The sequence below is a fragment of the Streptomyces sp. SS1-1 genome, assembly GCF_008973465.1.
Classification (GTDB): Bacteria; Actinomycetota; Actinomycetes; order Streptomycetales; family Streptomycetaceae; genus Streptomyces.
Map to the genome: position 1 here is coordinate 80,077 of NZ_WBXN01000001.1, position 23,715 is coordinate 103,791.

Genomic DNA, 23,715 nt, shown 5'->3' on the forward strand with positions numbered 1-23,715 from the left:
GGAGTTGAACATGCTGGATGATGTTGCGGAACACTTGCACCGCTGGATCAAAGCCGACCAGGACTTCGCTGTCGCTACAGTCGTCGCCGTCAGTGGCAGCGCCCCTCGCCCGCCAGGCGCATCCCTCGCTGTCAACGCCGACGGAACGGCTGTGGGATCCGTATCCGGCGGATGTGTCGAAGGTGCGGTCTACGAGTCGTGCCAGGAGGCCCTGGAGCACGGCCGCAGCGTGGTGCAGCGTTTCGGTTACAGCGACGAGGACGCCTTCGCCGTGGGCCTTACGTGCGGTGGAGTCATCGACATCCTCACCACCCCCGTCCGGAAGGCCGACCCTTGCCGCCCTCTCCTCACCGCCGCTCTGGAAGCGGTGCGTGCCGGCAAGGCTGTGGCATTGGCGCTCGTCCTGGACGGACCGGAGCGTGCCATCGGACACGGGCTGCTCGTCGCAGCGGACGGTTCGGCGGAGGGAACAATCGGCGAAGGACCTGAGGTGGACCGTCTCGCAGCCGCTGAAGCCAGCGCACAACTGGATGCGGGACGTACTTCAACGATCAAGGTTGGAGCGGACGGATCGTACTGCGACCAAACCCTCCGCCTGCTTGTCGAATCCAGCGCGCCTCCCCCTCGTATGATCGTTTTTGGCGCCATCGACTTCGCAGCTGCACTGGTCAGGCAAGGCAAGTTCCTTGGCTATCACGTGACCGTGTGCGACGCGCGCCCCGTGTTTGCAACACGGGAGCGCTTCCCCGAGGCTGACGAGATCGTCATCGAGTGGCCTCATCGATACCTGGAAAGCACCGATGTCGACCACCGGACCGCGTTGTGCGTGTTGACCCACGACGCCAAGTTCGACATCCCGCTCCTGGAGCTCGCGCTGAGACTGCCCGTCGCGTACGTCGGCGCCATGGGCTCCCGACGCACCCACTCGGATCGCATGCGCCGCCTGCGCGAAGTGGGCATGACCAGTGGGGAACTGGCACGCCTCCGTGCACCGATCGGCCTGGACCTCAAGGCTCACACCTCGGAGGAGACCGCGCTTTCGATCGCCGCCGAACTGGTCGCCGCCCGCAGAGGGGGCACCGGCCTGCCCCTCACTGGTACGCGCAACTCGATCCACAGTGATCTCTCAGTTCACTGAGAGGCGCCTGGACCTCCTGCTGGCAGATCATCGTGTGAGCCCGGTGTCCTACGCGCCGTTCAACCCGACCAGCGTCTCGAGCGTCCTCTCATGCCGCCCGCCGCCGCTCGCACGGGATTGGTGGCGAGGTGATCCGCCGTCATGGAGACGTCTGCCTCCAACTCAGCACGTCTTAACCGGACGTAGCGGCTGGTGAACGGCAGCTCCCTCTCCTCTTACTGGAAGGCCCTCGCCCTGTTCGGGGCTGTGCATTGCCCGTGAGCCGGGGGTCACCGGTTGCCGGTGCCCCCCGGCTCATCGCCTCACTTCAGGCCGAAAGCTCTGATGATGGTTTGCTTCACCGCATTGCCCCGATCGTCGGAGGCCGTGGCGCGTACCGCCACATAAGAGGCCTTCTGTGGTGCCTTCAGGGTGGTGTGCCAGCCGGCCGAGGTGCGGGTCAGGGGCATTTCGTGCCAGGTTGCGCCGTCGTCGTACGACACCTCCAGGCCGGCCTTGCCGATGGCAGAGGTGGGCGGCAAGGCGTTTTGGACGGGTGAGGTCAGGTGCGAGGGGGTGAGCGTGAGTTTCGCGGTTCGCTTCGCCTTGCCGGCCGTGTCCGTGTCGATGCCGTAGTCGAGCTGAATCAGCGGTAGGGGCGCCTCGTTGTCAGGCCCAACCGTCGCGGAGACGAAGTCCCAGGACGTCTTGGTCCGCGTCGAGTACGGGGCTCCCCAGGTGCCGTGGGACGTCTCAAGGACGTAGCGGTAGGGAAGCCGCTGAGGCTTGAGGTCGGTGGCGTAAATGAAGGTGGATCCCGGTGTACGTGAGAGCAGTCTGTCGCCCTGATAGAGCGAGGCCGTCTGCGTTGTGCCGGGGGCCATTAGGTAGGCCTGATGGTCGCTGCCGGAGTCCCCCCAGCCGGCAAGCTGGGTGATGATGTAGTCGCTGCCTCTGCTCGCGTGGTGTGCCTCATTGCTCCGCGGACGGCCGACGGGGGCAAACCACCGTTCCTTGGTCGCGCTTCCCGGTCGGAGGGCCGTCGGTGTGTCGTAGCTTGTGACGTCCCCGAGGACGGCTGCCGTCTGACGCCACTCGACCCCGGCCCCCGCGGTCACCCAGTCGGTACGGGACCCCTGCGCGGGGGTGGGCAGGCTGATCCCCAGCGTGATATCGGTTCTTCCAGGTTCGAGGTCGAAGCGGAACTCGGTTGCCTCTCCCGCCCTGTGATGCTCGAACGAAACGTCGATCTTGCTCAGGTCCTCAGTCTTCGGCCTGTATGTGAAGTCCTTCGGCAGCGACTTCTTCCAAGAGGCCACAAGGTCGTACAGGTAGTCAGTTTCTGCGTCGTACGACACCTTCAGTGCAACCGGTCCGTGGTCGGCCAAGTTCATCAGACGCAGACCCTCGCCGTAGCCGACGGTGATCACCGTCAGAGGTGGGGTAGCCGGTGTCCGCGGGTCGAGCCGCGTAGGACCAGGGTCGGCCACAATCAGGGCTTTCGCTCCTGCCTTGGCTGCAGCGGCGGCCTGGTCGGCCATCGTGACGATCGGGTTTCGCTGGACGAGAGCGGCCTTACCCCGAATGGGCAGCCCAGCGTAGTCCTCGGGAGCACCCTGGCCCGCGTAGACGGCGTCCAGCCGGGTGGCGCCCTCGGCGAGTGGCTGTGCGCCGCGCCGCACGATGGCCGATGTGAGGTTTTCCTTACCGACCTGCAGTGTCAATGCGGGTTCCTCCTCCCGCCAGCGGACCTTGAGATCGAGGGCGCCCTTGGTCACCTTATGGGCGGTCGGGGAGGCGAAGAAGCTGTCGTAATGGGGGTACAGGTTGAAGGATCTCTGGGTGACATCCGTGTCCGTCAGCGCGCGGGTGAAGTCGACGCGCGCATAAGTGGTAGCAGTGTTCTTGGGCGTGACCGCGCTGACCCTGCGTGTCGTGGAGGCGTCCAGGGAGATCGGCATATCCCGGTCGACCTTCACCTCGGGCAGGGTGACCAGGGCGCGACCGAGGGACTCCGCACCGTGGGCGCCCTCTACGTCGAGTAGCACGCTGAAGGACCAGAGTCCGGGTTCCAGCCTCAGTCGGGCCGAGGATCCTATCGGTACGTCCTTCACGTCCTGCGCGGTCCCGCCGACCCGTTCTGCCATGAGGGTGGCCGCACCGGACGCGGGCTTGCCCGAACGGTCCTTGATCGTCAGATCGACAACTGCCTTCTCGCTTTCCGTGACGAGCCCCACCGCAGTGGTTACTGTCACGGTTCCCTTCTCCATGGCCGTGATCCGGGTCGTGTAGGCGTGGTTCTCGACAGTGTGGTCCAGGTGGGAGGAGAGCGTCACCGAACTGGAGGCGCCCGGAGGAACGGTGACCTTTGAGGAGGAAAGCGTGAAAAGGCCGGCCGGGGCGGTCCCGGTGTCTAGCGCGAGGTCCAGTGTGACGGGGCTGGTGCCGGTGTTGGTGTAGGTCACCTTGCGGTCGACGGTTGCCCCGGGGGGCGCGGGGACCTCATGCAGGCCTACGGAGACGACGCCGGTGCCGTAGACGGTGGCCTTGGTGGCCGCCACGGCGTCCACGCGTCCGTTGCCTGCTTCGAAGGGGCTGTGCGCGGGAGTGGGCTTGGCTGTGCTGACCAAGGCTTCCTTCAACTTCGCCCCGGACCAGTCTGGATGCTCAGCAGCAAGCAGCGCCGCCACGCCCGCGACATGCGGAGTCGCCATCGAGGTACCGCTCTTCGTCGTGTACGCGCCCTCTCCGGGGGAGTATTGCGACCGGGCCGCCAGCACATCGACTCCGGGCGCGGTGATCTCCGGTTTGACGGCGGCGTCACCGACGCGCGGTCCGCGCGAGGAGAATCCTGCGAGCGTGTCCTGGGAATCGACGGCACCGACCGTGAGTGCCGCGTCAGCCGCCCCGGGGGTTCCGATGGTGGAGTTTCGGAAGCTGTTGCCCGCGGCGATCGTGAAGAGCGCCCCTGTCTCGGCGCTCAGGCCGTTAACTGCGGCACTGAGAGGGTCCGTGCCGTCGGTGGGGCCGCCGCCCAGGCTCATACTGACGACTTTGGCCTTCTGATCGCGCGCGGCCCACTCCATGGCCGCCACAATCCAGGAGTCCTGACCAAACCCGCTGTCGTCCAAGGCTTTACCGATGTGCAATCTGGCCCCGGGCGCAACTCCCTTCTGCTTACCGTCCGAGGCGGCTCCCGTCCCGGCGATCGTGGATGCGACATGGGTTCCGTGACCGTTCACGTCGTCTATGGGCTCGTCCGGGACGAAGCTCTTCGTGGCTGCGATCCGGCCGACCAGGTCGGCGTGCCCCGTGTCGACGCCTGTGTCCAGGACTGCGACGTCAACGCCCTCACCGGTGTTGCCTCCCTTCCACACTTCAGGCGCACCGATTTGTGCGACGGTGTCGGAAAGGGCAGCTCTGACTTTGCCGTCGAGCCATACGCGTTCGATTCCGTGCGCCAGGACGGGTCGCTTGCCGTCTCTACCGCTTTGCAGCGCGGCGGCATCCACACCCGTGGTGAGGGAGGACCAGAAGACCTCGGCCTTATCACGGGGTTGGGCCAGGGCGGCGCCCTGGATGCTGGTCAGCCTGCGGAGACTTTCGCCTCCCTCGGGCGCGGCTGCTTCACGCACATCAGAGCTGTCGGAGTACCGCACGATCACCGGCAGACGGTCGGATCGGGCGTCGTCGTAGCCGTACTCGAGCAGCCGGGTGATGTTAAAGAGCTGCTTGTCCAATGTCTCCGCCGCTATGTACGGCAGGACCTCTCGTGGATACACGTACGTCTCGCCGTCGACAACGGTGGTGTCAGCGTCCACAGGTTGGCCTTGACTGCCCGTCACTTCGATCAGCGGGGACGCGCCGGAGCCTGTCACAGACACCCTGTCACCGTTGATCAAAGTGATCGTGCGGGGGGAACCGAGGGGGCGGTGCCCTGTGCTCAGCGCGGGCGGGGCGCCGGCTAGGGAAACGGTTGGGTGCACGGCGCCGGTTGCCGAGGTACTGCCAAACGTCGCCAGCACAGTCAGAGCGATGCCGACGACGGTCACCCCTCGGCCGGGCAACGGGGATGGGGGCATGAAAAATTTCCTAACTGGATGGAGGTGCCGTAGAGCGGGAGCGCTGGTGAATGATCCGCAATGGTCCCGGGGTCTGCCTAGCCGATGAGGTGACGCCTTGATGTCATGGCGTCAAGGCGTCACCCCCGGCCCCGGCGGACGGCTGACCGGAGGTACCGGTCAGGCACGGCGGTGGTGTGCCGAAAGCCCGGTCGCAGCAGGTTGGGCGTGCGAGCGGGTGCTGACAGAGGCAGCGGGGCGAGGTGGACGCCAGCGATGCAGGCGCATGGTGGCGGCAAGCCGGGTTAGTCGGCTCCGAACCCACTCGCCCCACCACTCACACCACATCACACTGAATGGAGTACGGTTCCTGTTGTGGACCGGCTGCAGAGAGGTGACTGACGTGACACTGGAAGTCGCAGGACTCTCGCCGGCCGAGGAGGCCGTCTACCGGGTTCTGGTGACCGAGGGCCGGGTGCCGGCCGACTATGTGATGCGCCGCACCGCCCTGTCCCGGCCCGCGGTCGAATTGACTCTGGCCGTGCTCACCTCTCAGGGCTTGGCAAGTCGCACCGACAAGCTCCCCTTCCTCTATTGGGCGACACCACCCGATGTGGCTCTGACCCCCCGCCTCAAGCGCCACGCCGAGGCGCTTGAGCTCGCGCGCAACGAAGTGGCCGGTCTCTTGGAGGCTTACCAGGACACCCTGCGCAGGCAGGACACCAGTCAGCTCATCGAACTGGTCACAGGAACGGAGTCGCTGCGTCAGCACTTGCGGCACATCCAGTCGGCGTCTCGGAGCGAGATGCTCTGGTTCTGCAAACCGCAGTACGTGGCCATGCCGGCAGGCAGCAACGATGCTGAGTTCGAGGCGCTGTCACGTGGTGTGAATTATCGCGTTCTGTACGAGAAGGCCTACTTCGACGACGAAGGCGCTGTCGACAATGTGGCGCGGGCCGTCCGCGCAGGGGAGATAGCCCGTGCGGTACCTCATCTGCCACTGCGTCTGGCGATCGCCGATCGGTCTATCGCTGTGTGCCCGCTCGTTCCGGGAGGATCTCACGGAAGCCCAGGCCCCCCCACCGCAGCCTTGATCCGGGACGGCAGTCTGGTGTCTGCTCTGACGGCACTCTTCGAGCGCTACTGGGAGGACGCGATACCTCTCTCTGTCGACGGCTCCGGAAACGCCGGCGACATCTATACGGCCCCACAGTCGCTGTCCGTGCTGGACAGGAAGCTGCTGTCACTGCTCGTGGCAGGTCTTGGCGACAAGGCGATCGCGACGCAGACGGGACTGAGCCGGCGTACGGTCCAGCGGTATGTGCAGCGGATGATGCAGCTGGCCGGCGCCACGACGCGCATGCAGTTGGCTTGGCAGGCCGCCCGCCGCGGCTGGCTGTAGCCGCGCAGCACTCAGCAGGGCGACCGGGCTGCGAGAGACCGGGAAGCTGCTGCCCTGCCCGGTCATGCTCTCGGCGCGGCGCCGTCCCGCCCGGCTCTTTGATCCACGGGCTGGCGCAGTCATCCGCCGACGGACAAGCGAGGTTTCCCCCTCGCCAGGCCGCAGTCGCAGGACTGAAGGTCCAGATGCCTTGCATGCCGATCTTTGTCATGCTGGCTCACGGGGACATGAGGAGACTTGATGTGAGTACCTCACGTGCACATGAGCCGGATTCGTTCGCAGCGCGAGCCCATGCAGGTGCCGAGATAGTCATCGACGAGCACGGCGCCGTTGCCACATGGAGCGACGAGGTCCAGGAGCTGTTGGGATTCACCTCTCCTGAGATCCTCGGGAAGCCGGCCTCCAGCCTCCTGGCAACGGACTCGTCGAGCCCTTGGGACGGAACCGGCCCACGGCAGGGGTTCTCCGCACCAGTCGTGCTGCGCTGCCGGGACGGCCGCGTGAAGGCATGCCGGTTGCGGATACGGCCCTCTTCGCGCCCTTCGGGCAGCTGGACAGTGGTGGTGTCCCCGGCAGCAGAAGAGCCCGATGCAAGAGCCATCGACGTGGCAGTGTTGGGCGCACTGTTCAAAGACTCTCCCTCGAGCTTGTGTGTGTACGACGTTGACCTGCGTCTTCGTCGGTTCAACCCTGCCGCGGAGGGGATGCAGGGAGTCTTTCGAGAAGGCTCCCTCGGCCTCATGCCGCACGAACTGTGGCCGGACTCGAATTCTGTGGAGTTCGAAGCACGCATGAAGGACGTGCTGAGGTCGGGTGTGCCGCACGTCGGCTTCGAAAAGCGTGGCCGTCCTCCCGATGATCCTGACCACGAGCACATCTTCTCGAACTCCGTGTTCCGCCTCGAGGATGATCTAGGCCGTGTAGTGGGTCTCGCCACCACTGCTGTGGAGATCACCGATCAGCGAACGGCAGAAGAGCACATCGCGCTCCTGGCGGATGCCAGCGCTCTGATCGGTGCTTCACTGGACGTGATGGCCACAGGTCAGGAACTTGCAGACATCACGGTGCCACGCTTCGCCGACGCCGCCACGGTCGACGTGTTCGCGCCCGTCATCTCCGGCGACGAGCCCGATCCCGCCCAGAGGGATCTTCGCAGGGTGGGCCTGCGGTGCGCCGCAGGCCCTGCCGCATCCCACGGCACCACGACGCGCTCGGCACAACCACGATTCCCCTACCCGGTGGACCCGGACCGGCTCGTGGCCGACGGTCCGCGCCGTGGGGAAACCCTGCTTCCTGGCGACGACGGGGAGCCGCTGTACCCAAGGGCCGGTCGTCAGTCTGCTCATTGCCTCGTGGTGCCCATGCAGGCCCGGCGCACCCTCATCGGAGCGGTTACGTTCTACCGGATGGGGCGGACCAGCGCCTTCTCCGACTTCGACGTACTCACGGCCCGTGACCTGGCCTCGCGAGCTGCATTGAGTATCGACAACGCACGTCGCTACACACGTGAACATAGCGCCGTGCGCATGCTGCAGCGTCGGTTCCTCCCCTCGGACACCGCCGACCAGAGCGCTGTGGAGACTTCCCACTACTTCGCTCCCGCCACCTCGGGCACCAACTGGTTCGACGTCATCCCCGTGTCCGGAGCCCGCGTTGCTCTCGTCGTCGGAACGACGAACGAGGACGGCCTGTCCGGTGCCGCGGTCATGGGCCGGCTGGGAGCAGCCGTGCACGCCCTGACGGACCTGGACCTCAGCCCGGACGAAGTGCTGGCCCGCATGGACACTCTGGCTCAGCGGATCACCGGTGACGGCGGCCCGGCTTCCGCCGACACCGTTTCGCCCGAAGTCACATGCGTCTATGCCCTCTACGACCCGGCATCAGGCAGCCTGTCCCTGGCCAGTGCCGGACACGTCCTCCCCCTCGTGGCAGAACCCGGCGGGCATGTGCGGACTCTGACCGCCCCGGTGGGCGCGCCCCTGGGGTCAGCCGACAGGCACTCCACCGCCAAGGACTTCACCCTGCCGGCTGGCAGCACGCTCGCCTTCTACACTCCTGCGACTGCGCGTGGCGGTCAGGCTGCGGGGGATGAGTCCTCACTACTTGCCGAAGCACTGCACTCTGCGGCCGGTGTCCCCCTGCCGCAACTGCGGAACGACATCGGGCAAGCCTGGTCCGATGAGCAGGCCTTGCCTCGAGGGACACTCGTGCTGCTGGCACGGACACAGCGTTTGGGCGAAGACCAGATGAGTATCTGGGACCTGCCCAGCGACCCCGCTGTGGTCGCCACCGCACGCAGCCTGGTGCAACGTCAGCTCGCCACGTGGGGGCTGGAGGAGACCGCCTTCGTCACAGAACTCGTCGTCAGTGAGTTGGTCACCAATGCGATCCGTTACGCAGAAGGGCCGATCCACCTCCGTGTGATACGCGACCATCATGCGCTGATCTGCGAGGTATCCGACACCAACGCCACGGCACCGCACTTGCGCTACGCGCGTTCCGGCGACGAGGGCGGTCGAGGGCTGTTCCTCATAGCCCAACTCACCCAGCGATGGGGCACACGATTCAGCAACACAGGCAAGACCATCTGGACCGAGCAGGAGGTGGCAGAGGAAGAACAGACATGATCGAAGGAGCCCTCACACTGCTGCGACCGCCAAGGGAAGGGTTTGAGGCGCGCTTCACAGCCGGATAGCTGGGGCGAGCATCCCTTGCTCGGCCTGGCAAGAGTGGGCCGACCACTGGCTCGATCTCTGGCTCTGACGGTGGCCGCCAGTCTCCCCCTGTAGGGTGATCGTATCCACACCGGCCTTACGACTCACATACATCTTCCAGGTCGGCCCAATTACGCGAGACTCTGCAGGCGATAGGTATCGTCCCCGTCGGGAATGACATAACCAGCGGTGGGGCCCGGGAAGTGCGTGCCGATAAGCAGCGTTCGGGTACGGGCAAGCTCCTCGAGCACAACCCGTCTGGTGGTCGCCGCACGGCCGGGATCGTGGTCTCCGGCGGACGTCCAACTTGGCCGAGCCAGTTGTACGGGGTGATGGATGAAGTCTCCCGTGATGAGGGCTCGTTCACCTCGCGATTCGATGAGGATGCTGACGTGTCCCGGCGTGTGGCCTGGAGTGGGCACCATCTGTATCTCGGGTGTTACCTGCTCGTTGGCCGGTACCAGATCCACCAGTCCGGCCTGCACTAGTGGGGTCACGGAGTCGGCGAAGAGTTCGGCCGTCCCATGGCCTGGGGCCGCCTCGGCATGTTCGAACTCGGTGCGAGCGAACACATGCCGGGCGTTGGGGAAGGTTGGGACCCACTGGCCGTGCACCAGGCGGGTGTCCCAGCCGGCGTGGTCCACGTGGAGATGGGTGCACAGCACCGTGTCGATGCCGTCGGGCGGGAAGCCTGCGTCGGTCAGATCCTGCAGGAAAGTCCCCGTCATCCCGTTCCAGGCAGGGACGGGACGGCCCATTTTGTGATTTCCCAGCCCTGTGTCGACGATGATCCGACGGGTCGGTGTCACTACGGCGAATGCGTGAATGCTGGTCTTGAGCAGGCCGTCTTCCGTGGCGTAGTGAGGGTGCAGCCAAGTCACCTGCCGGACGGCCTGAGGGGTCGCGTCCGGCAACATCAGCTCGGTGTCACCTGTCGCTTCCAGCTCGGTGATCTTCGTGATGGTGACGTCACCGATCGTGAAGGTGGTCATCGCCGTCCTTCCAGGGGATGTGCCATGCAACAAGCAGATACTACCACTCATTGAGTACCGTTCAATGAATGATGTTCAATGAGTTCGGACGGTCCTGATCGCCTCTGCGCTAGGCTGACCTGGATCTAGCAGTGTGTGGAGGAGACTGAGACCGTGGCACAGTCGGCGAGCGGGAAGCCCCCCACTCGGCGGCAGCTGGCTGCCGAGGAGACACGCAGGAAGCTGCTCGCAGCGGCTCTCGAGGCTTTTGCCGACCGGCCGTACGCAGATGTCACCGTCGGCGAGATCGCGCGGTCCGCCGGAGTCGCCCAAGGGCTGCTCTCACACCACTTCAAGGGCAAGGACGGTCTTTACGCCGAGGCGGTCCGAGAGGTGGACGCCCAGCTCCGGGCCGCGAGGAGTGTCAGCAAGGGCGGCCCCCTCTCCCCGCTTCTGCAGCAGCGTTTTCGCTCTCATGTCGAATTCCTGGCTCGGAACAGAAAAATTGCCGTCCATCTGATCCTGCGCCGGGCCGGAGCGACCGAGGTAGCCTGGGCCGCATTCGATTCGACGCGCCTGCACGGGATCCAGGAGATCTGTCACCTACTGGACCTGGACCCTGAACTGCCCGCTCTTTTGCCAGCCCTGCGCGCCTTCGCCGCGGCCGCGGACGAACTCATCCTGATCTGGCTGCAGGATACGGACACGTTCCCTGTCGAAACCCTCGCCGCCGCGCTCGTCGACCTGCTGTCCGGCGCTCTGGCCGCCGCCGCCCGCCTAGCCCCCGACAAGCGCCTGAACGCCGTGATTGCCGAGCTGCGAAAGTATCAGGCTGGGCAGACGGGCACCACTCAAGAGCCACCGGCCTCACAGTAGACATTCCATGCCCGCCTGCGAAGCATCTCGGCACGAGGGTCTGCTGCAGGGCCATAACCGCTGGACTTCCCAGGGTCCGCAGAGCCTGTGCATCGCCCGCCCAGCACCACGGCGGCTGGACTGAAGCAGCCGGCTGTTCCTCAGACGTGTTGAGTACACCGGACCTCAACGCCGTTGACGAAGAAGAGGGCCAGGCAGTTCTTGACTGCGAAGAGGCTGCCACAGACGCCCTGCCCCTGCAGCAACAGACCGTCAGCGCGTGCTCCATGTCTAGGTGCCGCTCCCCCGGCAGTCCCGGAGTTGTATGTCGCTGCCGTCGGGTATCCGTACGAGATGCAAGCCGGTTTCCGGTGGCCGGCGGAACGGGGACAGGAAGACTGCGGTGGGCTGTCAATTCGCCCCTGAGGTGCTACACGGAGGGCGGCGCTCGCCACCGTGTTGCCGACCTTCATGGCAGCATCTTCAGGGCAGCGAAAGCATCGTGGTGACAGCTCACCAGAGGCTTCGGAAGTGTCATTGTGCCGTGTGATGTGAGCCTCTCCCGGGAGGCCAGCAACACCCTCACCCGTCTGGTGAAACACACCAGTGACCACCATGCGCATACGCGAGGCCTCGCGGACCAGACCGGCCGCGGTTCACGCCGCCGGGCAAACGTACCGGGCTGTCCACCAGATTTGAGGAGCGCACGCTGCTCCTGCTTCGTAGGCTGCAACCGCCCAACAGCACCAGACGGCGGGCCCGCTGCGACAGACACCGTGGCAACGAGCGCCCCCACGCTCCGACCTTGATCGAACTCAGCTGGCGCAACAGACGCTCGGTCATCTACTTTATTCACGACAACACTGAAAGACATCAGTTCACACGCAAGTGCTGAGGGTTGCAGTGGTGGTCCTCCACTGCGGGCCGCTCACGGACGGGCATGATGACTGCCTCCTGCTCGAGTCCCCCGGTAGATCCTGACCCACTCATTGCTTGCTCGCGCGCGTACCTTCGGCTCAAGAAAGCAGCTCACGTATGTTTGCAACGTTCTTCAGGGCATGCTGCCGTCGCCTGCGGGAACCTGCATCGGCTCTAACCGCTGCCGTTCTGCTCGGTGGCTGCGCACCGCACAGCCCTGCAATCAGCAATGGCCACCGCCAGGCTCCGCCCCCGCAAGTCACGCCGCTCCATACACGCCCTGCGGCAAAAGATCAGCCACAGGCGTCCACCGTCCCGGCCGGGGTGGGGCCCGGCACCCTGGCCTCCATACCCGACGAGAGCCACCAGGTCCTCGTCGTCACTGGAGCGGACCGCAACAGCAGCACGTCCACAGCAGCTCTTTACGAGCGCTCCGCTACGGGATGGAAACAGATGGCAGGTCCGTGGGCTGCTCAGAACGCTCTGAGAGGATGGACCTCCGATCACCGCATCGGTGACCTCCGATCCCCCGTCGGCACCTACACGCTGACCGACGCGGGCGGGCTACTTCCCAACCCCGGCACACGTCTTCCTTACCACCAGTCGGCAGGGTTCCGCCTGACAGGGACCGGTTTCGAGGGTGAGCCCCTAGCTGGCGCATTCGACTACGTCGTGGCCATCAACTACAACCGCAAGCCAGGTACCACGCCACTGGACTGGACACGCCCATGGGGAGCGGACAAAGGCGGCGGGATCTGGGTCCACGTGGATCACGGCGGACCGACTCAAGCTTGCATCAGTATCTCCCTCACCCACATGCGGCAGCTGCTCAGAACGCTGGATCCCGCGCTCAGACCGGTCATCACCATGGGAGACGCAGCATCGTTGGCCCGCTGAAGTTGTCCCACTGACGCTCGCCGCCAGCAGCGGGCGCACAGGAAGACTGTGACACACCCCGTGAGAGCCCGCAGGCGTGAAGCTTCGAATTGTTAGCTGCCCACGTAACCAGCCTTGATCGGTGAACCACGCGCAGCCGTCCGGCAGATGTGACCACCAGAGCACGCCGTGCGAGGATCTACCCGCATTTCAGAGCCGCCCCAGGGGCTCGCGTCCACAGGTGCCGGTCCCGAGCGGGTCCGCCCTCTACAGCAGCAGGGCGGTGAGGGGCGTTGCTCAGGTCGCGTCGCGCTTCCCCAGGGCTTGGGCTCTTGCGGACGCCTCCTCCAGGGCTCGGTTCCGGGACCACTCGAAGAGCGGGACGAGCGAGGCCATAGACGGATCGTGCATCGCCTGCGTGAACTCCGGAACGATGAAACCGACGTCGAGGCGCATCGCGTGTCCGAGAACCGTGGTCAGATAGTTCTGGACGTGTTCGTGTTCCTCGTCTGGGGTGCACGGCGCGTACGAAAGACCCCGGCTGGTAACGACCGTGGTGGGGGTGCCGGCCAGGGTCGAGTTCTCCCCCGCTGTACGGCCGAAAAGGACCACATTGTCCAACCAGGCCTTGAGGGTCGAGGGGATGGTGAAGTTGTGCATTGGTGCGCCGAGCAGTATCGCGTCGGCCCGCTCCAGTTCCTCGATCAGCCTCTGGCGGGCGGCAAAGGCGGCGACCTGTCCCGGGGTGCGGTTTTGGGGGTCGACGAAGCCCGCTGCGTATGCCTCGGTGGTGAGATGCGCAACGGGTGCGACGGACAGATCCCGGTAGATCACCCTTGCGCCGGGGTGCCGGCTCTGCCAGGTCCGGCGGAAGGCTTGGGTCACAGCGCGTGAGACAGATGCACCGGCCGGGTGCACGGACGAGTCGATGTGCAGCAGCGTGGCCATGGGGTGCTCTCAGACTGGACGGACACCGGTGAGTGCACCGCCATGATCGTGTAGTCAGGTCCGGTCAAGGGTCTAAGCAGTGATGGGCTGGCAACGTCGCGGCTGGTGGTGCTGGCGCAGGTTTGGCAGCCGGGCCCGAACACCGCCCGCCACCATGGACTCCCCTTTTTCGGGTGATGAGTCGTTCGGTGGGCGTCGGGGCACCGCCGCCATTCGCCTGCCAGAAGACAGCGCACCGTCCGCCTTCCTCTTCCGCATCGTCGGCCACGGCCCCCACAACCCGGCCCCCGCGGTGTGCGGAGGCCGGGACGGGACGTGCGGCCGTCAGGCAGAGGTGACGTGCTGGGCGATCTCCTTGCCCTTGACGGTGGCCTCCTGCAGAGCCCGCGCCCAGGACTCCTCGGCGAGGGGAACGAGCTCCGCCATGCTCGGGTTGGAGTGCGCAGCGGTCAGCTCCGGGACGATGAAGTCCAGTTCGAGGCCCATGTACTCGTTGAGGATGGACTGCAGGTAGTTCTGCACGTACTCCGACGCTTCCCTGGGCGTACCCGGCGCATACGACCCGCCGCGACTGGCGATCACGGTCACCGGGAGGCCCTTGACGCTGGAGGTGTCTCCAGTCGTGCGTCCGACCATGAGGACGTGGTCGATCCACGCCTTGAGGGTCGAGGGGATCGTGAAGTTGTACATCGGCGCGCCCAGGATCACGGCGTCGGCCTGCTCGAGTTCCTCGATCAGCTGTACGCGGCGGGCCATCGCCGCGGCCTGCTCCGCAGTACGTGCCTCGGCGTCCACGAACGCCGCGGAGAAGGCGTGCTGGTCCAGGTGCGGCAGGGGGTCCGCGGCAAGGTCGCGGTAGATAACCTCGCCGTCGGGGTGCTGCTCCCGCCACGCGTCGCAGAACCTCATCGCCACGGTGCGGGACTTCGAGGTGGTGCCGGGGTTCAGGGAGGAGTCGATGTGCAGCAGAGTTGCCATGGTGTGTGCTTCCAGGTCAGTACGGACGAAAGATCGGGCGGCTCTCGAGGAGCCTGCATCCACACTGACCCCGCCCTCCCCCACCCATCAAAGCGCCTGTTAGTCGCTTACTTCTCGTAAGTGCCTAACAGGGTCGTTGTGGGCGGAGAAGGCCGTGCATACGGTTCTTCCAGGCCGACACGGGCCGTGGGGCGCAACCGCCCGACGCCTCCCCTCGCGCATAGTCACTCACCCGTGCGCACCCGGTCTCCTCACATTCGAGATCAACAGGAACCCAGGCCGACAGGCGGACCGATTCCTCCTGCTGGGTCACGGGTCGGATCTGGAGATGGTCATGAACACGCTTGCCGACAAGGTGGCGGTCGTCACCGGCGCCGCCCAGGGACTCGGTGCCGCCTTCGCGAAGAACCTGGCAGCCGAGGGCGCAGCGGTCGTCGTGAATTACTACCCCGGCGACAAGGAAAGGGCGGCCTCAGTGGTGGCTGCCATTGAAAATGCGGGGGGAAGGGCGATTGCCCTGCCCGCGGACGTCACCAAGGAGTCCGACCTGCAGACGCTGTTCGACGAGACGGTGCGCGCCTTCGGGGCGGTGGACATCCTGATCAACAACGCCGGCGTCTACGCCTTCGGCCCTCTTGAGGAGACGACCGAAGAGGACTTCCGCCGTCAGTTCGACACCAACGTCCTCGGCGTGCTCCTCGCCTCCAAGGAGGCCGTCAAGCACTTCGGACGCGACGGGGGGAGCATCGTCAACATCAGCACCGCGGCGGCTCAGCTCATCCAGCCCAATCTGAGCGTCTACACGGCGACCAAGAGCGCTGTGGAAGCGGTCACCCGTGTACTGGCGAAGGAACTCGGCCCGAAGAACATCCGGGTGAACGCGGTCGCCCCCGGTGTCACGGAAACGGAAGGCAGCCACTCACAGGGGCTCGTCGGCAGCGCGTACATCGACTCCCTGGTCGCGGACACCCCGTTGGGCAGGCTGGGCCAGCCCGAGGACGTCGCCCTCGCGGTCACCTTCCTCGCGTCCCCCCAGGCTCGCTGGGTGACCGGCGAGGTCATCGTGGCCTCCGGCGGCCTTCGCCCCTGACCTGCCCGTGAGAGGTCCGGGGAGGCCCTCACCGGACCGTGGCACGCCGGTGACACATCACCGTCCCCCCCCCAGCCCCACACAACTGAGATACTGCCCGGGCCGTCGGTTCACGCCGCTGGCGTGGATCTGCACCATGACCTGATCTTTTCCGGGCATCGGTCGGTTGATCTCGCCCGGAACGCCCACGCAGCGGTCGTAGCAGGTGCGGTATGAGCGAGGACGGCTGCCCGGGCCAGGTCGGCGGTGCCCCGGCGGGACCGAGGTGCACGGGGCCTTCGGCCCTGGACGCGGGTGGCTTGGTGAGGGCTGCGCGGGTTGGTCAGCCGGTGTGACTTGGGTGGTCCTGGGTGAGGAGTGTGTTCCAGGCCAGGGCGAAGCGGGCTGCTCTGATGACACGAGACCCCGTGCGCCCAGGAGTTTTGTCTCCCTCCTGCCTGCCCCCAGTCTTCGGAGGAAGCTGAGCGCAGCCTCGAGGCGGCATTCCGTTAGGAGCTGTAAGTCACCCCCTCCGCACCCTCAATCCGTCGGCCTGGGCTTGGGTGTTACGTAGCCCCGGCACCAAGCGCGGGCCAAAGCTGGTACTGCCAGCCCGGTATTCAGCAGTGCGAAAGGTGATGGCGTCGATCAGCGAGAACTGATCGACGCCATCACCATTCAGCACGACTTGTGATGAGTTGGACGCCGCACGGCCAGCGGGCCCGCGGGACAACGTCCCTAGAAGGGCAAGGCAGTCCCGCCGACGTGTGATGCTCCAACCTCCGAGTTGTCGCGCACGAGCCCGGACTCGCCCCTATTCCTGGCGGCCAGCGGCCTGGCCGTTGGCCGCCAGGTGAGTCATGCGGCGGGTTCGTAGGTCACGGTCTGATCGGGGCAGTCTGCCGCCGTCTCGCGCAGGGCTGCCACTTCGGTCTCGTCGGCCGCGAGGCTCCAGCGGAGTTTCGTGCCGACCCACTCCGCGGCGTAGCGGCAGTACGCCTCGGCCGCCGACGGCAGCCACTGGGCGGGGTCCTGGTCGGACTTGGAGCGGTTCGAGCGGGCTGTGACCGCGACCCTGGTCGTTGGCGTACGCCTCACGCCGCTGTGCTGTCCACGCGGACGCTCCGCTGTCCCTGGCCTGTGACTCCCAGTCGGGGAAGAGGTCACGGGCCGACATGTCGAAGAAGGTGATGCGGGCGATGTTCGGTCGGGGTTCGTGCGATGCGGGGTCCGGTGTCGGCAGTCCCCACAGGGCGAAGCCGAGCCGGTTGCCGCCCAGGACGTCGGCGCGTCGACCGACGACGATCGCGGCTTGCCCGCTGGCGGAGTCGACGAGTGCCTGGACCGCGGGCCGTAGCTTTTACGGTTCTCCCCGGTGGTTGGCCGTCCGGGCCGGCCGGGCCAACCGGTCCAGGTAGGCGCGTTCTTCCGGGGTCAGTTTGAGGACGCTCGCCAGGGAGTCGAGGACCGAGTCGGACACCTGGTGGCTCTCGCCGCGCTCCAGGCGCGTGTAGTAGGTGACGCTGATCCCGGCGAGGTGGGCCAGTTCCTCTCGTCTCAGGCCCGGTACCCGGCGTTGCCCGAAGGAGGACATGCCCGTCTCCTCGGGGGTGAGTGCCGCGCGTCGGCTGCGCAGGAACGCTCCTAGTTCCGCCGATGACGACCAGGTACTCCGCATGGTTCGAGTGTTCCAGCCGGCGCGTCGTGGTGCCTGTCCATGGCATGGTCCCCCATGCGTCGCCGGGACGGCGGTTGGCAGGTGCGGGCCGGCCGCCGGGACGGTGGTTGGCCGATGCCGGGCCGAGCGGGGGTGGCCGCCGGCCTGGGTGTCCACGGCGTGGTCTGGTTGCACGGCCTGTGGTGTCCGACCGTGGGGGCATGAACGTCAAGCACTCGTCCCAGGAGACCTCCGCGCGGCCTGTCGGGGCGGACTCGGACCTCTTCGTCGTCACCGCGGCCACCAGCGACACCGGCTCGGCCGTGGTCCGGGCACTTCTGGAGGGCGGATCGGACGTCGTGGCCGTCGGGCGTGACCGTGAGCGGCTTCGGCCCTACGCCGGGCTCGGCGCCCGTACGCACGTCAGCGCCCTCGACGACGGGGAAGGCTCGCCGAGGCCATGGAAGGGGCGAGCGGCGCGTTCGTCATGATGGCGCCGGGCCTCATACCGAGCAGCACAAACTTCCCCGCCTACCAGCGGGCCGTGATCGCCGCGCAGGCGCACGCCGTACAGACCGCGCACCGGCAGGGCTTGCTGCGCCGTGTCGTGACCCTCAGTGGCTGGGCAGCCAACTACCCCGGCGCCCGGGGGCCGGTGTGGGGGCTGCGGCGGCTGGAGGAGGCCATCGACGCCACCGGCGTCCCGGCGGTCCATCTGCGGGCGGGGTCGTTCATGGAGAACCTGCGCGCCGACATCGCGTCCATCAAGGCCACAGGCACCACGGGCGGCCTCGTTCCCCCGGACCTGCCGCTGCCGATGATCGCCACCGCGGACATCGGGCGCATCGCGGCGGAGTTCCTGCGCGGCGAGCGTGCCTTCACGCCCGGTGTGGTGGAGGTGGCCGGGCCTGCCTACCGGACCCTGGAGGAGGCCACCCGGTTGATCGGGGCCGCGGTCGGCGCCGACGGCGCCCGGTATGTTCTTCGCTCCCCCGAGGACGTGCGGGCCTCGTTGCTCGAGGCGGGGTTCAGCCACCACATGGCCGACGGGACAGTCGCGATGACGTCGGACGTGGCCGAGGGGCGCATCAGGTTCCTGGACGACGGCCGGGTGATCACCACCTCGACCACGCTCGAGGAGTTCCTCGCCACTGGCCGCGTGCCTTGACTGCCCGCCGAATCCTGGCATTCACCGACTCGATGGCGTTCGTGGTGCAGACGATGCGGCGGATCTCGGTGTCGAACCGGAGGAACGGCGTGAACTCCTCCCACGCGTTCTCCCAGAGCCTGACGATCGCCGGATACTTCCTTCCCCACGCGTCGGCGAACTCCGCGAACCGCTCGAGTGCGGCTTCCTCGGTCGCAGCGGTGTAGACGGGCTTGAGGAGCTTGGCCATCTTGTCCCAGTCCTGGCGGGCGGCATAGCGGAAGGAGTTCCGCAGCAGGTGGACCACGCAGGTCTGGACGGTAGTGCGGGGCCAGACAGCCTCGACTGCGTCGGGCAGGCCCTTGAGGCCGTCGCAGACGAGCATGAGGACGTCGTTCACGCCACGGTTCTTGATCTCGGTGAGGATGTGCATCCAGTGCTTGGCGCCCTCGCCACCGTCGCCTGCCCACAGGCCCAGGATGTCCCGCCGGCCCTCGACGGTGACGGCCAGAGCCACGTAGATCGGCCGGTTCGCCACGGCGCCGTCGCGGATCTTCACGTGGATCGCGTCGATGAAGATCACCGGATAGACGGCGTCGAGGGGCCGGTTCTGCCACTCGGCCATGCCGTCCATGACCTTGTCGGTGATCGTGGAGATGGTCTGGCGGGAGACTTCGGCGCCATAGACCTCGGCCAGATGGGCCTGGACCTCACCGGTCGTCAGGCCCTTCGCGGACAGCGAGATCACCATCTCGTCCACGCCGGACAGGCGCTTCTGCCGTTTCTTGACGATCTTCGGCTCGAAGCTGCCCTCGCGGTCGCGGGGCACGGCTATCTCGACCGGGCCGACATCCGTCAGCACGGTTTTGGCCCGGGTGCCGTTGCGGCTGTTGCCGCCGTTCTTCCCGGCCGGGTCGTGCTTGTCATAGCCGAGATGGTCGGTGATCTCGCCTTCGAGGGCGGACTCCAGAAGCCGCTTGGTCAGCTGCTGGAGCAGCCCGCCCTCGCCGGTCAGCTGCAGTCCCTCGGCCTGTGCGCGGCCGACCAACTCGTCGATGAGCTGGTCGTCCACCTTCTTCGCCGACTGCGGCTCAGGAGCCTTGACGGACTCGGCCTCGGTCACGTTGTCGCTGGTCATCGATGCATTTTCCTTGATCAGGAGTTACACCGATCGTTTTACAGTCCCCACCGACGTAAGCGAACCGCCGGCCCGATGTCAGTCAGCTGACGGAGGCTGTCGGACTGGTAGCCGGGACATTCTCGTGCAGACATCGAAACCGCCCGGAAGCATCGGGCGCAACCACGAGGAACAGACCATGAACACCATCGCGCGCCATTGGATCAACGGACAGTGGACCGGCTCCGGTTCGGTCCTGGAATCGATCGACCCGGCCGACGGCACCGTCGTCGGCTCGTTCTACGACGGTGGCGAAGCGGAGGCCTCGGCCGCCGTGGACGCCGCCGCCGCCGCGTTCGCCACCACCGAATGGGCGCGTACCCCCTCGCTGCGGGCGAGCGCGCTGAGCCGGCTGGCCGACGCCCTCGAGGCCCGGATACCCGAGGTCGCGGCCATGCTGTCCCGGGAGAACGGCAAGCTGCTCGGGGAGACCATGTGGGAGGTCGGCGGTGCGGCCGGGTGGCTGCGGTACGCGGCGGCCTCCGCGCGCACCCAGAGCGCCGGGCGCGCCGCCGAGACGGGACCCGGCCAGTACACCCACTCGGTGCCCGAGCCGCTCGGTGTCGCCGGGATCATCTCGCCGTGGAACTCCCCCGTCATGCTGACCGTGCGGGCGCTGGGCCCGGCGCTGGCGGCCGGCTGCACCGCCGTGGTCAAGATGCCGGCCCAGACGGCGCTGACCAATGAGCTGTTCGCGCAGGTCCTGGCCTCGGTCCCGGAGATCCCGGCGGGCGTGGTCAGCGTGTTCACCGAGTCCGGCAACACCGGTGCCCCGTTCCTGGTCTCCTCGGACAAGGTCGACGTCATCAACTACACCGGCAGTACGCCGGTCGGGCGCCGTATCGCGGCCGCGGCCTCCAGCACGCTGAAGCGGCTCGGTCTGGAACTGGGCGGCAAGGCGCCGATGGTGATCCTTTCTGACGCCGATCTGGACATGGTCATCCCGACCGTGGTGCAGTCGCTGGTGCTGATGAACGGGCAGTTCTGCTGCACCGGCTCCCGCGTGCTGGTGCACCGGGGCATCGCCGGCCAGGTGCGTACCCGGCTCACCGACGCGCTCGCGCAGGTGCGGCTCGGCTCGGGCGGCGATGAGAAGGCCCAGCTCGGCCCGGTCATCGACCGGGCGTCCGCCGAGCGGGTGGACGCGATCGTCGAGGAAGCCGCCTCCTACGGCACGGTGCTGCTGCGCGGCGGCATGGTCACCGACGGCCCGCTGGCCGCCGGGGCGTTCTACCGGCCGAGCCTGATCGAGGTGGACCGCACCGACGTCCCGATCGTGCAGGAGGAGGTCTTCGGGCCGGTCCAGACGTTCGAGGTCTTCGACGACGAGGACGACGCCGTGACCAAGGCGAACGCCACCATCTACGGGCTGGCCGCCTCGGTGTTCAGCGCGGACTCGATGAAGGCACGCCGGATCGCCCGGCGCATCCGCACCGGCACCGTGTGGATCAACACCTGGGGAGCGATCAGCGAGGACTTCGAGGAGGGCGGCGTCAAGGGAAGCGGCTACGGCTACCTGTGCGGGCCGCGCGCGATCGAGGAGTTCCAGGCCCTCAAGGTGTATGTGGAGCAGGACCACACCCCCTCCGCTGCCTGACGGGTCATCGCCTGACCCGGCCGGCGCCCGTGCGGGCGCCGGGCCCGAGCCCGGGGCCAGCACGGGCACCGGGTCGGGGCCGAGGCCAGGTCGGGACCGGGGCCAGGGCCAGGGCCGGGGTCGGAGTCGGGGTCGGGGTCGGGGTCGGGGTCGGGGCCAGGTTGGGACCGGGGCCAGGGCCGGGGTCGGAGTCGGGGTTGGGGTCGGGGCAAGGAGGCCGCCGCGCCATGCGGTCTGGTTCTCATCACCGGGGCCGGGAACGTTCTGGCCGTTCGCTGCGGCCGGGGGACTCGCGGACGTCGGGCGGCCGTTGTCTCTGTGCGGTCGTGCCCCGCAGCGACCGCGCCTGACGCCGGCCGCGCAGCGTTGCGGGGGCCGGGCCGTGCATCGCCGGTCTGTCGGCTCCGGTCGAGGCCCGGCGTGGCGCGGGTGAAGCGGCAGTACGGCACCGTCAGCGGCCGGCGGTGGTGAACCGTCCGGGCCCTGGGCGCCCGCCCGCCCGGCGGCTGCTGGCGCTGTTGGGCGCAGGCAGTCCCTCACGCAGCGCCGGCATCGCCTCGGCCGCGCGGGAGCCGACGGCATCAAGAAGAACGACATGCGGCATTTGGATTTTGGAGTGGTTCATGAACGGAAGAAGTGTTTCCCAGGCCTGCGGTGCCGGTGATCCCGGACTGCCGAGCCCGCCGGCGGGGACCGACGTCCGGTACACGGTCCGGGAGGAGGGCCGGAGCGTGTCCGCGAACGCCGGGCCCCGGACCGGCTGCACCGTTGCGGCCGTGCGGCGCTGGAAGCTGTGGCTCCTCACCGTGTGCGCCATCTACCCCACCATCGTCCTGCTGGGGTTGGCCACGAACCCTGTTCTGGGCGATCTGTATCTGCCGGTGCGGCTCGCCGTACTCGTCCCGGTGGCGGCAGCGTTGATGGTCTGGCAGGTCAGTCCCCGGCTGCAGCGGTATTTCGGAGCCTGGCTCACCCGATGACAGCCAGCCCGCCCCCGCCGCCGGCATGCACGGCGGCCCCCGCACACCACCGGCCACTGCGCAGGCTCACGGCGCGGGGCCGCGACGAGACGCACCGCGGCGTCTCCTCACTGGAGCTCTTCTTCGACCTGTGCTTCATCGTGGCCATAGCCCAGGCAGGCACCCAGTTGGTGCACGCCATGGTCGAGGGGCACACCGGCGAGGGGATCCGCGACTACCTGATGGTCTTCTTCGCCATCTGGTGGGCGTGGATGAACTTCACGTGGTTCGCCTCGGCCTACGACAACGACGACGTGCTGTACCGGATCGCCACGCTGATCCAGATGGCCGGCGTACTCGTCGTGACCGCCGGCGTCTCCCAGGCGTTCGAGGAGCACGCGTACCTGGTCGTCGTCCTGGGCTATGTGATCATGCGGCTCGCCATGACGGCGCAGTGGCTGCGCGTGGCGCGCTCGAGCCGGGGCCCCGAGCGGACGACGGCACTGCGGTACGCCGTCGGGCTCTGCCAGTTCGGCTGGCTGGGGCTGCTGGCCCTGCCGGAGGCCGGCCGCCCATGGGTCTTCCTGGTGATGGCGCTGCTGGAGATGGCCGTACCGCTGTACGCCGAACGCGCCCACCCCACGCCCTGGCACCCCCGCCACATCGCCGAACGGTACGGGCTGCTCACGCTCATCGTGCTCGGCGAGACCATCGCGGCGGCCACGGTCGCCGTGAAGTCGGGGCTCGACGAGCACGAGGCCCTGGGTGAGCTGCTGCCCATCGCCGGCGGCGGACTGCTGATCATCTTCGCCGCCTGGTGGATCTACTTCGCCGTCCCCATCCACGCACACCTGCGGACCAACCGGCAGTCCTTCCTCTGGGGCTACGGCCACTACCTGATCTTCGTCTCGGGTGCCGCGATCGGGGCCGGTCTGGAGGTGGCGGTGGAGCAGGCGGTGGGCACGGCACACCGTTCGGCGTCGGCGGCGTCAGCGGCCGTGACACTGCCGACAGCACTGTTCCTGCTCACCGTGTGGGCACTGCACTCGCGCTTCTACAAGGTGGGGATCGCCCAGCAGTCGGTGCTGCCGGCCACGGCGCTGCTGGTGGCCGTCTGTACGTTCCTGGGTCACTGGGCGGTGCTCGCGGCGGGGCTGGTGACGGCGCTGGCGGTGGCGGCCGGGGTGACGCTGGCGGCGCTCTGGGCGCGCCCGGAACGCGGGAGAGGCGAGGAGAGCGTCGCGGTGCCGGTTGTTTGAGAAAGTCCTC

General features: G+C 67.3%; 15 protein-coding genes and 3 pseudogenes. 10 read left to right on the forward strand and 8 right to left on the reverse strand.

The features are described from left to right. The first annotated feature begins 13 nt into the window (after nucleotides 1-13). Entirely contained in the window at nucleotides 14-1,138 is a 1,125-nt protein-coding gene (locus F8R89_RS00390) for an XdhC family protein (RefSeq protein WP_151782140.1), read from the forward strand. Between the two features lie 302 nt (nucleotides 1,139-1,440). Here the strand turns inward: F8R89_RS00390 and F8R89_RS00395 are convergent, their stop codons facing one another. Next, nucleotides 1,441-4,938: a S8 family serine peptidase gene (locus F8R89_RS00395; protein ID WP_225994257.1), complete on the reverse strand. Its 3,498-nt coding sequence runs from the start codon at nucleotides 4,936-4,938 to the stop codon at nucleotides 1,441-1,443. A gap of 643 nt (nucleotides 4,939-5,581) precedes the next feature. Between F8R89_RS00395 and F8R89_RS00400 the strand changes: the two genes are divergently transcribed. Both F8R89_RS00400 and F8R89_RS00405 read left to right on the forward strand, forming a co-directional pair. After that, nucleotides 5,582-6,580: a helix-turn-helix transcriptional regulator gene (locus tag F8R89_RS00400; RefSeq protein WP_151782059.1), complete on the forward strand. Its 999-nt coding sequence runs from the start codon at nucleotides 5,582-5,584 to the stop codon at nucleotides 6,578-6,580. A 227-nt stretch (nucleotides 6,581-6,807) separates the two neighbouring features. Beyond that, nucleotides 6,808-9,207 (forward strand): SpoIIE family protein phosphatase, encoded by a 2,400-nt coding sequence (locus tag F8R89_RS00405; protein ID WP_225994270.1) that lies wholly within the window; start codon nucleotides 6,808-6,810, stop codon nucleotides 9,205-9,207. A 218-nt stretch (nucleotides 9,208-9,425) separates the two neighbouring features. Here F8R89_RS00405 and F8R89_RS00410 read toward each other — a convergent pair whose 3' ends face one another. Next, on the reverse strand, nucleotides 9,426-10,286 hold the full coding sequence (locus tag F8R89_RS00410) for an MBL fold metallo-hydrolase (protein WP_151782061.1): 861 nt from the start codon (nucleotides 10,284-10,286) through the stop codon (nucleotides 9,426-9,428). A 153-nt stretch (nucleotides 10,287-10,439) separates the two neighbouring features. On the opposite strand from F8R89_RS00410, the gene F8R89_RS00415 reads away from it, so the two are divergent. Then, nucleotides 10,440-11,141 carry a TetR/AcrR family transcriptional regulator gene (locus F8R89_RS00415; protein WP_192806001.1) on the forward strand — a complete coding sequence of 234 codons (702 nt, stop codon included), beginning with the start codon at nucleotides 10,440-10,442 and terminating at the stop codon, nucleotides 11,139-11,141. 2,070 nt (nucleotides 11,142-13,211) lie between these two features. Here F8R89_RS00415 and F8R89_RS00425 read toward each other — a convergent pair. Together F8R89_RS00425 and F8R89_RS00430 are read right to left on the reverse strand one after the other, a co-directional pair. After that, entirely contained in the window at nucleotides 13,212-13,862 is a 651-nt protein-coding gene (locus F8R89_RS00425; protein WP_151782064.1) for an FMN-dependent NADH-azoreductase, read from the reverse strand. A gap of 324 nt (nucleotides 13,863-14,186) precedes the next feature. Next, nucleotides 14,187-14,840 carry an FMN-dependent NADH-azoreductase gene (locus F8R89_RS00430; RefSeq protein ID WP_151782065.1) on the reverse strand — a complete coding sequence of 218 codons (654 nt, stop codon included), beginning with the start codon at nucleotides 14,838-14,840 and terminating at the stop codon, nucleotides 14,187-14,189. A gap of 334 nt (nucleotides 14,841-15,174) precedes the next feature. On the opposite strand from F8R89_RS00430, the gene F8R89_RS00435 reads away from it, so the two are divergent. Further along, nucleotides 15,175-15,930: an SDR family NAD(P)-dependent oxidoreductase gene (locus tag F8R89_RS00435; protein WP_151782066.1), complete on the forward strand. Its 756-nt coding sequence runs from the start codon at nucleotides 15,175-15,177 to the stop codon at nucleotides 15,928-15,930. An 837-nt stretch (nucleotides 15,931-16,767) separates the two neighbouring features. Here F8R89_RS00435 and F8R89_RS37035 read toward each other — a convergent pair. The 3 genes and pseudogenes from F8R89_RS37035 to F8R89_RS00445 form a co-directional block, all read right to left on the reverse strand. Next, nucleotides 16,768-17,053, reverse strand: a pseudogene (locus F8R89_RS37035) (HNH endonuclease); the annotation flags it as partial. A 30-nt stretch (nucleotides 17,054-17,083) separates the two neighbouring features. Further along, nucleotides 17,084-17,215 (reverse strand): annotated as a pseudogene (locus tag F8R89_RS37295) (transcriptional regulator); the annotation flags it as partial. 54 nt (nucleotides 17,216-17,269) lie between these two features. Then, nucleotides 17,270-17,587: a helix-turn-helix domain-containing protein gene (locus F8R89_RS00445; protein ID WP_151782067.1), complete on the reverse strand. Its 318-nt coding sequence runs from the start codon at nucleotides 17,585-17,587 to the stop codon at nucleotides 17,270-17,272. Nucleotides 17,588-17,787: 200 nt separating this feature from the next. On the opposite strand from F8R89_RS00445, the gene F8R89_RS00450 reads away from it, so the two are divergent. Together F8R89_RS00450 and F8R89_RS00455 are read left to right on the forward strand one after the other, a co-directional pair. Further along, on the forward strand, nucleotides 17,788-18,057 hold the full coding sequence (locus F8R89_RS00450) for a hypothetical protein (protein ID WP_151782068.1): 270 nt from the start codon (nucleotides 17,788-17,790) through the stop codon (nucleotides 18,055-18,057). Continuing rightward, nucleotides 18,027-18,734 (forward strand): hypothetical protein, encoded by a 708-nt coding sequence (locus tag F8R89_RS00455; RefSeq protein WP_151782069.1) that lies wholly within the window; start codon nucleotides 18,027-18,029, stop codon nucleotides 18,732-18,734. The genes F8R89_RS00450 and F8R89_RS00455 overlap by 31 nt, the downstream gene beginning before the upstream one ends. Here the strand turns inward: F8R89_RS00455 and F8R89_RS00460 are convergent. After that, a pseudogene (locus tag F8R89_RS00460) lies at nucleotides 18,721-19,851 on the reverse strand (IS256 family transposase); the annotation flags it as partial. The gene F8R89_RS00455 and the pseudogene F8R89_RS00460 sit on opposite strands and share 14 nt — an antisense overlap. Before the next feature lie 178 nt (nucleotides 19,852-20,029). Between F8R89_RS00460 and F8R89_RS00465 the strand changes: the two are divergent. The 3 genes from F8R89_RS00465 (at nucleotide 20,030) to F8R89_RS00480 (ending at nucleotide 23,705) form a co-directional block, all read left to right on the forward strand. Then, nucleotides 20,030-21,487, forward strand: coding sequence for an aldehyde dehydrogenase family protein (locus tag F8R89_RS00465; RefSeq protein WP_151782070.1), 1,458 nt, complete (start codon nucleotides 20,030-20,032; stop codon nucleotides 21,485-21,487). Between the two features lie 731 nt (nucleotides 21,488-22,218). After that, nucleotides 22,219-22,467, forward strand: a complete 249-nt coding sequence (locus F8R89_RS00475; protein WP_225994258.1) for a hypothetical protein — start codon at nucleotides 22,219-22,221, stop codon at nucleotides 22,465-22,467. Further along, on the forward strand, nucleotides 22,464-23,705 hold the full coding sequence (locus tag F8R89_RS00480; protein WP_151782072.1) for a low temperature requirement protein A: 1,242 nt from the start codon (nucleotides 22,464-22,466) through the stop codon (nucleotides 23,703-23,705). Before F8R89_RS00475 ends, F8R89_RS00480 begins: the two co-directional genes overlap by 4 nt. The last annotated feature ends 10 nt before the right edge of the window (nucleotides 23,706-23,715 follow it).

Excerpts from the sequence above, each read along its gene's own strand:
- F8R89_RS00455 (WP_151782069.1), top strand. The coding sequence starts at position 18,027 with ATGGAAGGGGCGAGCGGCGCGTTCGTCATGATGGCGCCGGGCCTCATA.
- F8R89_RS00450 (WP_151782068.1), top strand. The coding sequence starts at position 17,788 with ATGAACGTCAAGCACTCGTCCCAGGAGACCTCCGCGCGGCCTGTCGGG.
- F8R89_RS00435 (WP_151782066.1), top strand. The coding sequence starts at position 15,175 with ATGAACACGCTTGCCGACAAGGTGGCGGTCGTCACCGGCGCCGCCCAG.
- F8R89_RS00480 (WP_151782072.1), top strand. The coding sequence starts at position 22,464 with ATGACAGCCAGCCCGCCCCCGCCGCCGGCATGCACGGCGGCCCCCGCA.
- F8R89_RS00425 (WP_151782064.1), bottom strand. The coding sequence starts at position 13,862 with ATGGCCACGCTGCTGCACATCGACTCGTCCGTGCACCCGGCCGGTGCA.
- F8R89_RS00445 (WP_151782067.1), bottom strand. The coding sequence starts at position 17,587 with ATGCGGAGTACCTGGTCGTCATCGGCGGAACTAGGAGCGTTCCTGCGC.
- F8R89_RS00430 (WP_151782065.1), bottom strand. The coding sequence starts at position 14,840 with ATGGCAACTCTGCTGCACATCGACTCCTCCCTGAACCCCGGCACCACC.
- F8R89_RS00405 (WP_225994270.1), top strand. The coding sequence starts at position 6,808 with ATGAGGAGACTTGATGTGAGTACCTCACGTGCACATGAGCCGGATTCG.
- F8R89_RS00465 (WP_151782070.1), top strand. The coding sequence starts at position 20,030 with ATGAACACCATCGCGCGCCATTGGATCAACGGACAGTGGACCGGCTCC.
- F8R89_RS00410 (WP_151782061.1), bottom strand. The coding sequence starts at position 10,286 with ATGACCACCTTCACGATCGGTGACGTCACCATCACGAAGATCACCGAG.